This is a genomic window from Brevundimonas sp. GW821-FHT10E09, assembly GCF_058809375.1.
Genome location: NZ_JBXASO010000011.1, coordinates 92,675 through 106,258, shown reverse-complemented (window position 1 = coordinate 106,258; position 13,584 = coordinate 92,675). Strand labels below are relative to the sequence as shown.

11 protein-coding genes and 1 tRNA gene are annotated in these 13,584 nt (G+C 68.0%); 6 read left to right on the top strand and 6 right to left on the bottom strand.

The features are described 5' to 3' along the window. Window positions 1-39: 39 nt before the first annotated feature. Entirely contained in the window at window positions 40-2,475 is a 2,436-nt protein-coding gene (gene hrpB, locus AC1RSI_RS11800) for an ATP-dependent helicase HrpB (RefSeq protein ID WP_447941494.1), read from the bottom strand. Window positions 2,476-2,641: 166 nt separating this feature from the next. Here hrpB and AC1RSI_RS11795 point away from each other — a divergent pair, with 166 nt between their 5' ends. Then, on the top strand, window positions 2,642-4,216 hold the full coding sequence (locus AC1RSI_RS11795; protein WP_154727009.1) for an amino acid permease: 1,575 nt from the start codon (window positions 2,642-2,644) through the stop codon (window positions 4,214-4,216). Between the two features lie 146 nt (window positions 4,217-4,362). Here the strand turns inward: AC1RSI_RS11795 and AC1RSI_RS11790 are convergent. From AC1RSI_RS11790 to AC1RSI_RS11780, 3 genes are all read right to left on the bottom strand, one after another. Then, window positions 4,363-4,447: transfer RNA gene (locus AC1RSI_RS11790), tRNA-Leu, on the bottom strand. A gap of 60 nt (window positions 4,448-4,507) precedes the next feature. Beyond that, window positions 4,508-4,876: a hypothetical protein gene (locus tag AC1RSI_RS11785; protein WP_008258840.1), complete on the bottom strand. Its 369-nt coding sequence runs from the start codon at window positions 4,874-4,876 to the stop codon at window positions 4,508-4,510. A gap of 82 nt (window positions 4,877-4,958) precedes the next feature. Continuing rightward, window positions 4,959-5,474, bottom strand: coding sequence for a Dps family protein (locus AC1RSI_RS11780; RefSeq protein ID WP_197019716.1), 516 nt, complete (start codon window positions 5,472-5,474; stop codon window positions 4,959-4,961). A gap of 179 nt (window positions 5,475-5,653) precedes the next feature. Here AC1RSI_RS11780 and AC1RSI_RS11775 point away from each other — a divergent pair, with 179 nt between their 5' ends. The 5 genes from AC1RSI_RS11775 (at window position 5,654) to AC1RSI_RS11755 (ending at window position 12,177) form a co-directional block, all read left to right on the top strand. Then, window positions 5,654-6,169 (top strand): hypothetical protein, encoded by a 516-nt coding sequence (locus tag AC1RSI_RS11775; RefSeq protein ID WP_050771635.1) that lies wholly within the window; start codon window positions 5,654-5,656, stop codon window positions 6,167-6,169. A gap of 284 nt (window positions 6,170-6,453) precedes the next feature. Further along, window positions 6,454-7,062 carry an RNA polymerase sigma factor gene (locus AC1RSI_RS11770; protein ID WP_052004839.1) on the top strand — a complete coding sequence of 203 codons (609 nt, stop codon included), beginning with the start codon at window positions 6,454-6,456 and terminating at the stop codon, window positions 7,060-7,062. Further along, entirely contained in the window at window positions 7,062-8,012 is a 951-nt protein-coding gene (locus AC1RSI_RS11765; RefSeq protein WP_008260080.1) for a FecR family protein, read from the top strand. Before AC1RSI_RS11770 ends, AC1RSI_RS11765 begins: the two co-directional genes overlap by 1 nt. A gap of 89 nt (window positions 8,013-8,101) precedes the next feature. Continuing rightward, window positions 8,102-10,768, top strand: a complete 2,667-nt coding sequence (locus AC1RSI_RS11760) for a TonB-dependent receptor (RefSeq protein WP_291753272.1) — start codon at window positions 8,102-8,104, stop codon at window positions 10,766-10,768. Between the two features lie 104 nt (window positions 10,769-10,872). Next, entirely contained in the window at window positions 10,873-12,177 is a 1,305-nt protein-coding gene (locus tag AC1RSI_RS11755; RefSeq protein ID WP_447941493.1) for an aminotransferase class V-fold PLP-dependent enzyme, read from the top strand. Between the two features lie 60 nt (window positions 12,178-12,237). Here the strand turns inward: AC1RSI_RS11755 and AC1RSI_RS11750 are convergent, their stop codons facing one another. Together AC1RSI_RS11750 and AC1RSI_RS11745 are read right to left on the bottom strand one after the other, a co-directional pair. Beyond that, window positions 12,238-12,975: an energy transducer TonB family protein gene (locus tag AC1RSI_RS11750; RefSeq protein WP_447941492.1), complete on the bottom strand. Its 738-nt coding sequence runs from the start codon at window positions 12,973-12,975 to the stop codon at window positions 12,238-12,240. After that, window positions 12,972-13,580: a biliverdin-producing heme oxygenase gene (locus tag AC1RSI_RS11745; protein WP_447941491.1), complete on the bottom strand. Its 609-nt coding sequence runs from the start codon at window positions 13,578-13,580 to the stop codon at window positions 12,972-12,974. Before AC1RSI_RS11745 ends, AC1RSI_RS11750 begins: the two co-directional genes overlap by 4 nt. Between the last annotated feature and the right edge of the window lie 4 nt (window positions 13,581-13,584).

Below are 13,584 nucleotides of genomic sequence, written 5' to 3'. Positions count from 1 at the left end.
GCCAATGCTTTGCCCGTCCCGCGCGGTCAAGTCCGGCGCTCAGGTCCCGCGCGGCTTGACCCGGTTGGTGGGCTGGGCCTCGGCCGGGTTCTCGGGCCAGGGATGGCGCGGATAACGGCCCCGCATGTCCGACCGCACCGCCGCCCAGGACCCGGCCCAGAACCCCGGCAGATCCTTCGTCACCTGAACGGGTCGCCGCGCCGGGGACAGCAGCGACAGGGTCAGGGGAACCCGTCCGCCGCCGACGGTCGGATGGGTGACGACGCCGAACAGTTCCTGCACCCGGATCTCCACGCGCGGCCCGCCTTCGGCGCCATAGTCGATCCCCGCCGACCCCAGGGGCGTGTCCAGCCGACTGGGCGCCAGCTCATCCAGCTTGCGCTGCAGATCCCAGGGAACCAGCCCCCGCAACGCCTCGGCCAGCCGCCCGTCGCTGATCGTCTCCAGCGACTTCGCCCCCTCCAACACCGGCCACAGCCAGTCCGCCCGCGCCTCCAGCAGAGCGGCGTCCGAAACATCCGGCCAGCCAGCATCCAACCCGTGCAGAAATGCCAGCCGCGCCCGCAACCCCGTCGCCTGTTCGCCCCAACGCAGGGCGCCTAGGCCCTCGGCCTCGATCTCGGCGCGCAGGGCCGCCGTCATGGTCTTGGCGTCCGGCGCCCCGATCACCTTTTCGTCCAGCACCAGGGCGCCGATGCGGCGCGCGCGTCGGATCACCATCCGGCCCGACGGCTCCTTGACCAGCCGATCCTCGATCTCGATCAACCGCCCCAGGTCCGCCTCGATCCGCGTCCCGTCCAGCGCCGCCGCCAGCCGCACCCGGTCGCGCGCCTCGCCTCCGCCCAGCTCCGCCACCGCCAGCCAGGATTCTCGCGCCAGATGATCGGTCGCGTCCAGCACCGCCCCGCGCCCGCTGGCCAGCAACAGTTCGCCCGTCTTGCCGCGCGCCTTGGCGATGCGTTCGGGAAAGGCCTCGGCCAGCAACAGGCCCGGTTCGACCGTCTCGCCCTTGCCGCCGCCCGCCGCCTTCGCCCAGCGGTCGGCCAGTTTCAGCGCATCCCGCGCGCGCGGCGACCGATCCCGTTCCAGCCCGACCAGACGATCCGCCAGATCCACCCCCGACCCGCCCAGGCCCGGTTCGCTCAGCACCGCCGCGATCCGCGCGCCGGTCATGGCGTCCCCGGCGTCCGAGGCCACGGCGACCATATGGGCCAGCCGCGGCGACAGCGGGATGCGCGTCAGACGTCGTCCATGATCCGACAGGCCGCCTTCGGCGTCCAGCGCCCCCAGACGGCTCAACACCTTGCGCGCCTCCGCCATGGCCCCGGCCGGGGGCGGGTCCAGCAGGGCCAGCCCCTCGACCGACCGCGCGCCCCAGCGCGCCAGGTCCAGCGCCAGACCGGTCAGGTCCGCCTCCTGGATCTCCGGCCGTTGATGCGGAACCAGACCCCGCGTCTGTTCCTCGTCCCACAGGCGATAGCAGACGCCCGGTTCGGTCCGTCCCGCCCGCCCCCGCCGCTGTTCGGCCGAGGACCGGCTGACCCGCACCGTCGCCAACCGCGTCAGGCCGCTGGACGGCTCGAACCGGGGCACGCGCGACAGACCGCCGTCCAGCACCACCCGCACCCCGTCGATGGTCAGACTGGTCTCCGCCACCGATGTCGCCAGCACCAGCTTGCGCCGCCCCGCCGCCGCCGGCTCAATGGCCCGATCCTGCTCCGCCCGGTCCAGCCCGCCGTACAGCGGAACCACATCGACGTTCGGCAGCCGCAGCCGCTCGCTGACGAGCCGCGCGACCCGGTGGATCTCCCCCTGCCCCGGCAGGAAGGCCAGCACCGAGCCGGTCTCTTCGCCCAGCGCCGTCAGACAGGCCCGCGCCATCGCCTCTTCGAACCGTTCGGCCGGATTGCGCCCCAGATAGCGGGTCTCGACCGGATAGGCCCGCCCCTCCGCCTCGATCACCGGCGCGCCGTCCAGCAGACGCGACACCCCCGCCACGTCCAGCGTCGCCGACATGACCAGCAGCCGCAGGTCCTCCCGCAGCACCCCTTGCGTCTCCCGCGCCAGGGCCAGCCCCAGGTCGGCGTCCAGGCTGCGCTCGTGGAATTCGTCGAACAGGACGGCGCCCACCCCCTCCAGACCCGGGTCGTCCAGGATCATCCGGGTGAAGACGCCCTCGGTGATCACCTCGATCCGCGTCTTCGGTCCGATCCGGCTTTGCAGCCGGGTGCGATAGCCGACGGTCCCGCCCGCCGTCTCCCCAAGGGTGCTGGCCATCCGGTCCGCCGCCGCCCGTGCGGCGATACGGCGCGGCTCCAGCACCAGGATCTTCCCCTCGCCCAGCCAGGCCTGATCCAGCAGCGCCAGGGGCACGACCGTGGTCTTGCCCGCCCCCGGCGGCGCGGCCAGCACCGCCGTATTTCCGGCCGCAAGGACGGCTTTCAGGGGTTCGAGAACAGCGTGGATCGGCAACATCACCCGCCTCTAACCCGATGCGCCCCCGATGCGCCACCGATGCGCCGTGATCACGAAAGCGTCGTGAGGGCTTTACCGCCTCGTCATGCGCGTTGCGCGCCATTCGATCCGCCGCTAGCGTCCGCCCAACGCGGCCGAGGGGCCGCTGTAAACGTGGGGGTATTCTATGTGGCGCGTTAAGTCGCTCGACGCGATTCTGGCCACGGCCGAGAAGAAATCGCTTCATCGGTCGCTCGGACCTGTTCAACTGACCTTGCTGGGCATCGGCGCCATCATCGGCACCGGCATCTTCGTGCTGACGGCCGCCGCCTCGCAGAAGGCCGGCCCCGGCATGATGGTCAGCTTCGTCATCGCCGGCGCGGTCTGCGCCGTCGCGGCGCTCTGCTATTCGGAACTGGCCGCCATGGCCCCGGTCTCGGGCTCGGCCTATACCTACACCTACGCCGTCATGGGCGAGCTTCTGGCCTGGTGCGTGGGCTGGGCCCTGATCCTGGAATACGCCGTCGCGGCTGCAGCCGTCTCGGTCGGCTGGTCGGGCTATGTCCTCGGACTGATAGAACAGGGGCTCGGGTTCGATTTCCCTGACCTCCTATCCGCCGGACCGACCTGGGCCATGAACGGCTTCATTCCGATGCCCGACTTTTCGGCGGGGATCGTCAACATCCCGGCCATCGTCGTGGCCCTGCTGGTCACCGGCCTGCTGATGCTGGGCACGACGGAATCAGCCCGGGTCAACGCGGTCTTGGTCCTGATCAAGGTCGCCGCCCTGACCGTCTTCATCGTCATCACCCTGCCGGTGATCAAGACGGCCAACCTGTCGCCCTTCGCCCCCAACGGGCTGTTCGGCGCGTCTTCCGGCATGGGAATCGTCGGCGCCGCCGCCTCGATCTTCTTCGCCTATGTCGGCTTCGACGCCGTCTCGACGGCGGCTGAAGAGACCAAGAACCCGCAACGCAACGTACCGATCGGTCTGATCGGCTCGCTGGCCATCTGCACGGTCTTCTATCTTCTGGTCGCGCTTGGTGCGGCCGGCGCCATCGGCGCACAGCCGGTGCTCGGCGCCGCCGGCGAAGCCGTCCAACCCGGTTCGCCCGCCTTCGTCGCCGCCTGCGCCCTGCCGGCCAACGCCGAAGCCCTGGTGTGCTCCAACGAGGCCCTGGCCCACGTCCTGCGCGTGATCGGTCATCCCCAGATCGGCAACGCCCTCGGCACCGCCGCCCTGCTGGCCCTCCCCTCGGTCATCCTGATGATGATCTACGGCCAGACCCGTATCTTCTTCGTCATGGCGCGCGACGGCCTGCTGCCGGAAGGCCTGACCAAGATGCACCCCAAGTGGAAGACGCCCTATATCGTCACCGCCTTCACAGGCATCGCCGTGGCCATCGGCGCCGCCCTGTTCCCGGTCGGCAAACTGGCGGACATCTCGAACTCCGGCACCCTGTTCGCCTTCTTCATGGTGTCGATCGCGGTGCTGATCTTGCGGGTCAAGGAACCGAACCGCAAACGTCCGTTCCGGACGCCGCTGATCTGGCTCTTCGCGCCCCTGTCCGCCTTCGGTTGCGCCTTCCTGTTCTGGAACCTGCCGCACGACGCCAAGATGGTGCTGCCGATCTGGGGCGGCTTCGGCCTGTTGATCTATTTCCTGTATGGCTATCGCAAGAGCCACCTGGGCCGTGGCCTGATCGAGGTCCACGAGACCGACAGCGACCTGCCGCCGCCGCCTGTCCCGCCGATCAGCTGAGACACGCGCTGATGTCCTCAGGCAGGCCAACCAAAACGGCCATAAGTCCTGAGGGCGACCAGCCCAAAACCGGCCTCAAGTAGGCCCGCGAGGGCGATAGGCCAAAACAAGAAAAGGCCCCGGAGCGATCCGGGGCCTTTTTGCTTTGGTGCGGATGAGAGGACTCGAACCTCCACGCCTTGCGGCGCTGGAACCTAAATCCAGTGCGTCTACCAGTTCCGCCACATCCGCTTGGGCAGGTGGTGGGCTCTAGAGGGCCGGACGTCGCCTGACAAGAGCCTCCAGCGGCCTTCAGCGGCGTCCGGCGACCAGTTCGTTGCGGATCGTCCGTCCCAGGGGATCGCGAGCCTGCCAGCTTTGACCGATGTCGGCCTCGACCATGCGGCTACAGAAGCGTGGCAGAATCTGGCGTGGCCTGAACCCGGTCAAACAGATCTTGTCGCCCTCCCGGCTCCAGCGCGCGCTCAACTGACGCCCGTCCGAGAACTGGGATACATAGCGGCCGTCCGGCTCGAAAAAATGCTTCACCCACTGGCCGTTGGGATAGTGAGACACGATGGTGTTGCCAAAGGCCTCCGCCATATCGGCCCGCGCCGGGGCCGTAGAGGCGACGACGACGCCCAGCGCCAGGCCGCAACCGATCAGGACCGTCCGCATCATCCCCTCCGCGTCTTTCCGACCAGATATTACCGATCGTTAAGACTTTGCAAGCCGGAGGGTTCCGGACGGTCCGTGCGTCGGATCAGACGTTGCCGCGGCGGCTCGATTCGAACAGGAACCAGACGCGCTTCTCGCTCTCGTCGATCCAGTTCTCCAGCAGGCTGGCGGTCGCCACGTCGTTGTGCTCGTCGCAAAGATCGTGGACCTCGCGCATACGCCCGACAAGGTCGTTGTTGTCGTCCCGCAGTTCGGCCAGCATGTCGAGCGCATCCACGAACTCGGCGTCATTGTCGAGAACGCGCGATTCGCGGGCGATCTGACCGACAGAGCGCAGAGTGGTCCCGCCGATCTTGCGCGCCCGTTCGGCGATCAGATCGGTCATGGCCAGGATCTCGGCCGATTGTTCGTCCAGCATCAGGTGATAGTCGCGGAAATGCGGGCCGGACACGTGCCAGTGGAAATTCTTGGTCTTGATATAGAGAGCAAAGACATCCGCCAGCAGGGTCGTCAGAGCGGCGGAAATATCCCGCGTCGCGGCCTCCGACAGGCTGGTGGGGGTTTTCAACGGCGCCAGACGTTTCTCGTGGGCGGTGGCCATGGTCATTCTCCTCAGCTGAAGCACTGCTTAGCTAGGGAGCGTGAGGTCCCAGCGAAAGTCCCGGCGCCCTTCATTTTTACCGTTGCGTACATTGTCCGTATACCAATGTTCGCTACAGTCGAAATCTTGCGACTTCAGACACGACCCCGGACTGGGTCCAGATCCCGGCTCAGATCGTCATGAGATACAATATTTGCAGTCGCACCTGGGACCAGGGCGAGCGGCCCGTCCACCTTACCTCCATATCGCAGGGCCAATACAGCATCAGCGACGACCCGGACGCGGTGATCACGACGGTCCTCGGCTCGTGTGTCGCAGCCTGTATTCGCGATCCCAAGCGAGGCGTGGGCGGCATGAACCATTTCGTTCTCCCCGAATCTCCGACGCCGCTTTCGGAACAGGACGACCCGTCGCGCTACGGCTCCTACCTCATGCAGCGTCTGGTCGATGGCCTGCTGGAAGCCGGAGCCAATCCCCACTGTCTCGAAGCCATGGTGTTCGGCGGCGCCAGTCCCGGCGATTCGTTCTACAATGTGGGGGCGCACAATGTGGCCTTCGCCGAGGGTTTCCTCGCTGACCGGGGCATAGAGATCGTCGATTCGATCTGCGGCGGGCGTTCCGGATGCAAGGTGGAATACTGGCCGGCGTCCGGCAAACTGATCCATACGCCTTTGGGGAAATACGGAAAGGCCTGACCCGCCGCTCACAAGCTTCGCCGGGTTCTGCTCCTAGCAGCCGTTGGTCCCAAGTCCTGAACCTAGAGCCGCGGCGGGGAGCCGGCGGGCCGCGATGATGGACGACCGACCAATCGACCAGTCGGCTCGGTTATCGCTGGAGCGGTATGTGCCGGCGCTTCCCCTGCTGACGCCGATCGACCGGTTCACGCAACGGAACAGGCCAGCGGCGCGCCTGGCGTTGTTCGACGCCAGCTGAACCAGCAGGAGATCTCGTGGGCGCTGCGGTGTGTCGCCAACAGGACATGTCCGGGACACTCAAGCTTCACAGGACCCCGCTACACCGCGCCGAACAGACAGCAGGCACGCCTTTCGGCGGGGGCGCGGACGTGGCGTACGACGGGGATCAGAAGCTGGCGACGGTTACGTGGTCGCCGGTCCGCGACTTCGTCCGTCGACTGGCCCATCGACGGCTGGGGCGCGCGGATATGGCGGACGATGTGGCGCAGGAAACCTTGCTGCGGCTTATCGAGTACCAACGCGGCGGCCGGATCGACAACCTGTACGGCCTCGCCACGCGCATCGCGGAGAATCTCGTGAACGAGGAGTATCGGCGTGAGCGACGTTGGAGGGTCGAAGGGTTGAGCGAAACGCTCGCCAGCGGCCAACCTTCGCCCGAAAGGGTTGTGGAGGGCCGCGAGGCCGTGGAGGTCCTGAAACGCGCGCTCAAGCGCATGCCGCGCCTGCGTCGAGAGATCATAATCCGGCGACGCATCCACCGCCAGGGTTGCGCCGCCATCGCCGAGGACCTTGGCCTGAGCGTCAAGGCGGTGGAGAAACATGTGACCCGAGGTCTGCTGGACCTGAATGAGGCCTGCGGTCAGAAGCGGCGCGGGCGGAGGACGGCGCTCTGATGACGAATGACAAACGCATCATGGCGGAGGCCGCCGCCTGGGCGGACCGAGCCTCGCACCCGGATGCGGATCTCGATGACGCCGCAGCGTTCGAGAGCTGGATGAACGCGAGTCCCGCTCACCGCGCGGCCTTCGCCGAGATGATCGGCTTGTGGCGCTCCGACGCCTTGAGCCAGGCGGCGGCTGAGGTGGAGCAGCGGGCCGATCTCCGGCGCCCCCTTCGGGTTCCGTGGCGTCTGGCGGCGCCCTCCGCCCTGGCGATGGCGGCCGTCTGCATCGCCGCCGTGCTTGTCGCGCCCTGGATGGACCACCGAACCCTGGAGACCCGGCGCGGCGAGACCCGGACGGTGGCGCTGGCGGACGGCACCTCGATCCGGCTGAATGGCGACGCCCGCCTGTCGATCCGGCAGAGCCCTCTCTGGCGCGCCGCGACGCTCGAGCGCGGCGAGGCCTGGTTCGAAGTGCGGCACGACGGTCGGCCGTTCGTCATCGACGCGGGCGAAGGCGAGGTACGGGTCATGGGGACCGCTTTCAATGTGGATCGGATGGCCTGCGGTCGGGCGGAAGTCACTCTCTATCGAGGCGCGGTCCGACTGCGTACGCGCGGAGGCCAGATCCTCGACCTGGAGCCTGGAGACCGCGCGATGTTGGAACACGGCCGTATCCGCCCGACGACACACAGTCTCTCGACCCGGCCCGACTGGACCGACGGCTGGTTCGACGCGGAGGAAACGACCCTGGGACGCCTCGTGGCCGAAATCGACCGCTTCTCGAGAACGCCCGTCGTCATTGATGGCCAGGCCAGCCGTATCCCGGTCAGCGGACGCTTCCGCCTGACGGATCCGCCTGCCACGCTGGCGCTGATCGAGAGAGCCTATGACGTGCGCATTGACACGACGGGAGAGACGATCGTCGTCCGCAGCGGATCTCGCCAGCCGGACCGTCGCTAAGGTTTCACAAAAAGAAATGTCGGGTTCGGCCCTGGCCGGACATCGAACCGATGTCGACCGAAGTCGACGATTCACCGGGGGATACCGACATGACTTCCACACGGGCGCTCAGCGCCTCCGTTTTCGCGCTCGCGGCCGCTCTGGCCGTGACGCCGGCCGTGGCCACGGCCCAGGCCGCGCACCAGGCCTTCTCTATTCCCGCCCAGGATCTGGGCCGGGCGCTGACGGCCTATTCGCGCGCCACCGGCCTTCAGGTCGCGGCGCGCCCCGCCCTGCTCCAGGGTCGCCGCAGCCAGGCCGTCGAAGGTCGTTTCAGCCAGGCTGACGCCCTCGCCCGACTGGTCGGCGGCAGTGGACTGACCGCCCGCATCGTCGGCGACGCTGTGCTGATCGAAGCCGCTCCCTCGGCGCCGGTCCGCGCGGCACCCGCCAGACCGGCTGCGAACGCCGCGACCCGGTCTGCGCCGCCCCCGCTGGGAACCCCGGGCGGCGTGGACGCGCTGGACGAAGTGATCGTGACCGGCACCCGACAAGCCTCGCGCACGGCCGCCGAGACCCTGTCGCCCGTCGACGTCCTGTCCCAGGAAGAGATCCGCGAGAGCGTGTCCGGCGATCTTCAGGACACGCTGACCCTGCTCGCCCCGTCCTTCAACGTGCAGCGCATGCACGCCGACCCGCCGGCCTTCGTGCGCCCGACGACCATGCGCGGCATGCCGGGCAAATACGTCCTCGCGCTGGTGAACGGCCGGCGTTACCACAACTCCGCGCAGGGTCAGGCCCCCGACCTGTCCACCATCCCCTCCGCCTCGATCCGTCGCACGGAAATCCTCCGTGACGGCGCGTCCGCCCAGTACGGCTCGGACGCCATCGCCGGCGTGATCAACATCATCCTCGACGACCGCCCGGGGCTGCGCGCCTTCAGCCAGTTCTCGCGCTACTATCAGGGGGACGGCGAAGAGTATCGCTTCGGTCTCGGCGGCGGTCTCGCGCTCGGCGAAAATGGCTCGATCAGCGGCGCTCTCGAGTACAACCGGCAGGGCCGCACGGGCCGGCAGGTCCAGCGGCCGGACGCCCTCGCCTTTGAACTCGCCCACCCCGGCGTTGAATTGCGCGATCCGGTGCAGAAGTGGGGCCAGCCGGAAGAGGAACGGCTCAAGGGCTCGCTCAACGCCAACTATCGCCTGTCCGGCAACCACGAACTCTACGCGTTCGGCCTGTTCAACGACAGCGAGGGGATGACGGATTTCAACTGGCGCAATCCGGACGCCACCAGCAACGTCTACAAGGCGACGGCCGCCTTCCCGGGCTTCTCCTTCCTGTCGATCTTCCCGGGCGGCTTCACGCCCCAGTTCGGGTCGAAGATCGAGGACTACCATCTGTCAGGCGGCGTCCGGGGCGACCTGTCGGATCGCCTGACCTATGACCTCGCCCTGACCTGGGGCACCAGCCGCGTCGCCTTCAGCCTGGACGACACGGTCAACGCCTCGCTCGGTCCGAAGAGCCCGACCAGTTTCTTCCTCGGCCGCGAGTATCAGGACGACTTCGTCGCCAACGCCGACTTCGTCTATCGGCTTCCGGTTGGCGGCAGCGAGCCGCTGAACATCGCCTTCGGCGCCGAGGCCCGCGTCGTGACCTATGGCGTACAGGTCGGCGACAAGGCCTCGTGGGAGATCGGACCGGGGGCCGCCTACGGTCTGGCCGTGGGATCCAACGGCATGCCGGGCTACAGCCCGGCGCGCGCCGGGGAATGGGACGCCCGCAGCTACGCCGCCTATGTGGACCTGGAATGGCGGCCTGTCGAAGCGCTGACGCTCGGGGCCGCCGGCCGCTACGAGGACCACGATTCGTTCGGCGGCAATTTCGACTACCGTCTGGCCGCCCGCTATGAACTGCCGGTCGGTCTGGCGGTCCGCGGCACCTACTCCACCGGGTTCCGCGCCCCGAAGCCGTTCGACCTGTATTCGTCGGCCTTTACCCAGAGCCTGAACCTGACCAACGGTTCGGTGAACAACAGCGGCCGCCTGAACGTCAACGATCCGCTGGCGATCTCGCTCGGCGCCCAGCCGCTGAAGCCCGAGACTTCGAAGAACAGCGCCCTGGGCGTCGTCTACAACAACCACGGGCTGACGCTCAGCATCGACGTCTATCGTGTCGACTCCAAGGACCGCCTCACGACCCGTTCGATGTCGGTTCCGGCGGGCACGCCGAACCCCCAGAACTTCACGTCCCTCAGCTACTTCATGAACGCCTATGAAGCGCGCACCCAGGGCGTGGACATCGTCGCCGCCTACCGCCGCGACATCGGTCCGGGTCGGTTCAACACCAGCCTGTCCTACAATCAGAATGAGACCGAGATCCTCGATGACCGTCTCGCGCCGCTGAACCCGCTCAACAAGGAGTTGTTCGCCCGCCGTTCGCGGCCTGGCGCGGGCGTCTCTGCTGGATTCGGCTATGACCTGGGTTCGCTCTCGGTCTCGTCGCGCATCCGCTACTACGGGACCTGGATCGACATGGGCACCGACCCGGACGACGCCGACCGCCTGTGGCAGGAATTCGATCCGATGGTGCTGGCCAATCTCAGTGTCTCGTACGATTTCGCCAACGGCGTGAATGTCAAAGTCGGGGGGGAGAATATCTTCGATTCCTATCCCGACCGGGCGACGCTCGACGCCAATCGCGGCCTGCTCTACTCGCGTAACGCCCCGTTCGACACCGACGGCGGGCAATACTGGATGCGTCTGGGCTATAATTTCTGACGCAGATCCCGATCAGGATCCCATGGGGCGTGGCGGCTGGACCGCCACGCCCTTCCCGCTCTTCCCGACGTTGCAGCAGCGTCCGGGCCATCGCCGAGATTTCCATGCTTGAGCTCAACCGTCGTGCGCTGCTGGCTGGCGGCGTCGTCCTCCCCGCCGGAGCCGCACTGACGCCCACGCCGGCCCGCGCAGCCTCCGACGACGACGCCTTCTGGCGCGACATCGCCGCCGAGTACGACGTCACCCGGGACGTCATCCAGCTCGAGAACGGCAACTGGGGCATGATGCCCAGGCCGGTCCACGCGCACTATGTCGAGGTCCTGTCCCGTGTGAACCGCGAGACGAGCTACTACGCCCGCCGCGGCATGGGGCGGGATCTGATGGACGTCAGAAGCCGCCTCGCCGAGACCCTGGGGGTCCCCGACGACGAGATCGCCTTCACGCGGAATGCGACAGAGGCGCTGAAGGCGCTGATCGGCGGCTACAACCGTCTCACCCCCGGCGACGCGGTCCTCTATGCGGATCTGGACTACGACAGCATGCAGCACTGCATGGATCGACTGGCCCTGCGCGAGCGGGCCGAGGTCGTGAGGATCGCCCTGCCCGAACCGGCCACAAGAATGCGGCTGATCGACGCCTATGCCGAGGCCTTCGACAGACATCCGCACGTGCGCCTGGTGCTGTTGACCCATGTCAGTCACAGAACCGGTCTCGTCCTGCCTGTCCGGGAAATAGCGGCCCTGGCGCGTGAACGCGGCATCGATGTGATCGTCGACGCCGCCCACAGCTGGCGTCAACTCGACTTCGCCCTGCCGGACCTGGATTGCGACTTCGTCGGCCTGAACGGGCACAAATGGCTGGCCGCGCCCCTGGGCGTCGGCGTCCTGCACATTCGCAAGAGCGCCCTTGATCGCATCGACCATGACCTGGCGACAGCGTCCGACGCTCCGGACGTCATCAGCGAACGGATCCATACCGGCACGCTGAACGCCGCCGCCTTCCTGACCGTGCCATCGGCCCTCGCGTTCGAGACCCGCATCGGCCTGGACCGCAAGAGCGCGCGCCTGCGCGCCCTGCGCGATCGCTGGGTCGAACCCGCACGGGCTATTCCAGGAATCGAAATTCTCACCCCTGACGAGCCCGGCCTGTATGGCGCGATCACAGCCTTCAGAATCACAGGACAGACCTCGATGCGCGCCAATGAGGCCATCGCGCGCCAGCTGCTGGATCGCCACCGCATCTTCACCGTGGCTCGAGGAGGCGTCGATCGAGGCGGCTGCGTCCGGGTGACCCCCAACCTGTTCAACACCATGCAGGAGATGGACTTCCTGGCAGGCGCGATCGCCAATGTCGTTCGCACCCTTCCCGACTTGCCAACTCCGAAAGCGTCGCGGGACTCCAAGGGTTGAAGATGAACTGGCGCGTTGTCGAAAGATGTCCAGGCGCGGGACACGTCTTGGGGCTGCCGCTCAGCGCGACAGGAAGAACTCGACCGGGGTCGTGAGCTCGATCGTGGCGCCGGAGATTTCAGGCGGGGGCGCGGGCAGAGGTTGGGCCCGCGCCAGCATGGCGAGGGCCTCGCGGTCGAGCAGGGCGCGGCCGGAACTGCGTTCAATGCTTGAGGCCAGGACGCGGCCGGCGCGGTCCATCGTGAAACGCACATGGACCACGCCCTCCTGACGCAGGCGCTGGGCGCCGGGCGGATAGCGCTTCTTGCTGTCCAGATGGGCCAGGAGGCGGGCTTTCCAGTCTTGCGGGGCGGTCGAGGCGCTGGGCGAAGGCGGCGCAGGGCGCGAGACGGGGGCCGTGGTGGCGGGCGCCGGCGTCTGGCGTTCGGCTGCGCGCGGGACGGGAGGCGCGACCGGGATGGCCACGGCTTCGGGCGCCTCGGCGTGAACGCGGAGCGGGACTGGCGGGCGCGGGAGGGGGCGGCTGGACGCGGCCTGGATCTGCTTGGGACCATCGACCTGTTCGGATGGCGGTCGGGGCGGTGCGGCGTTGCTGCGGACCAGAGCCACGACGATTACGGGCGGCTCCTCCAGCGGCATGGGCGCCGGGACGACGAAATGGATCAGAAGCAGCAGGGGCGCGGCGTGAAGGGCCAGGGCGGCGCCCAGGGCCAGGGCGCGACGGGCGCGCGCCCTGGGACGCCGGGGGGCAAGGCCCCCGACGTCGTTCAGGATCGTGGCGCGCGGCACGGCTGTCATGCCGGGTCGGCGGCTCCATGGCGAAAGCCGACATCGACCAGGCCGCGCACGCGGGTGAAGGCGGCCGAGGCGCCGGCCATGACGCGGGCCTCTTCCTCGTCTGTCAGATCCGGGGCGTCGAGGGCGGCGGTGAATCTGCGCCAGTGGTTGGCGCGGCCTTCGGGCGAGGCGGCCAGATGGCGGGCGCCGAATTGGGCCGACAGGCCCAGCGCCGCCGCCGCCTTGCTCAGGAAGGCGGCGCCCAGGTTCGACCCTTCGGCGACGTAGAGCCAGCCCAGGGCCGTCGGCAGATCCACCGATGCGCCCGCCACGAAGCGCGGGACCGGCGTTTCATCGGCCGGCGCAGCGCCCAGATCGGCGAGATCGGCCTTCACCTGTTCGTAGCGGCGGCGTCCGGACAGATCCGGGAACAGGGCCGCCAATTCCGGCGCCGCGTACAGGGCGGCGATGTCGCGGTGGAACATCTGCTGGATACGCAGGAACACGGCATAGGTCTCGCGGCTGCTGAACGGCTTGGCGGCCATGATGGCCTTGTCCAGCCCTTCGTGGACGCCATGGCTGGCGGACTTCAGACGTTTCGCGCGGCTTGTTTCGACTTGGATCATGGCG

Excerpts from the sequence above, each read along its gene's own strand:
- hrpB (WP_447941494.1), bottom strand. The coding sequence starts at position 2,475 with ATGTTGCCGATCCACGCTGTTCTCGAACCCCTGAAAGCCGTCCTTGCG.
- AC1RSI_RS11795 (WP_154727009.1), top strand. The coding sequence starts at position 2,642 with ATGTGGCGCGTTAAGTCGCTCGACGCGATTCTGGCCACGGCCGAGAAG.
- AC1RSI_RS11785 (WP_008258840.1), bottom strand. The coding sequence starts at position 4,876 with ATGATGCGGACGGTCCTGATCGGTTGCGGCCTGGCGCTGGGCGTCGTC.
- AC1RSI_RS11780 (WP_197019716.1), bottom strand. The coding sequence starts at position 5,474 with ATGGCCACCGCCCACGAGAAACGTCTGGCGCCGTTGAAAACCCCCACC.
- AC1RSI_RS11775 (WP_050771635.1), top strand. The coding sequence starts at position 5,654 with ATGAGATACAATATTTGCAGTCGCACCTGGGACCAGGGCGAGCGGCCC.
- AC1RSI_RS11770 (WP_052004839.1), top strand. The coding sequence starts at position 6,454 with ATGTCCGGGACACTCAAGCTTCACAGGACCCCGCTACACCGCGCCGAA.
- AC1RSI_RS11765 (WP_008260080.1), top strand. The coding sequence starts at position 7,062 with ATGACGAATGACAAACGCATCATGGCGGAGGCCGCCGCCTGGGCGGAC.
- AC1RSI_RS11760 (WP_291753272.1), top strand. The coding sequence starts at position 8,102 with ATGACTTCCACACGGGCGCTCAGCGCCTCCGTTTTCGCGCTCGCGGCC.
- AC1RSI_RS11755 (WP_447941493.1), top strand. The coding sequence starts at position 10,873 with ATGCTTGAGCTCAACCGTCGTGCGCTGCTGGCTGGCGGCGTCGTCCTC.
- AC1RSI_RS11750 (WP_447941492.1), bottom strand. The coding sequence starts at position 12,975 with ATGACAGCCGTGCCGCGCGCCACGATCCTGAACGACGTCGGGGGCCTT.
- AC1RSI_RS11745 (WP_447941491.1), bottom strand. The coding sequence starts at position 13,580 with ATGATCCAAGTCGAAACAAGCCGCGCGAAACGTCTGAAGTCCGCCAGC.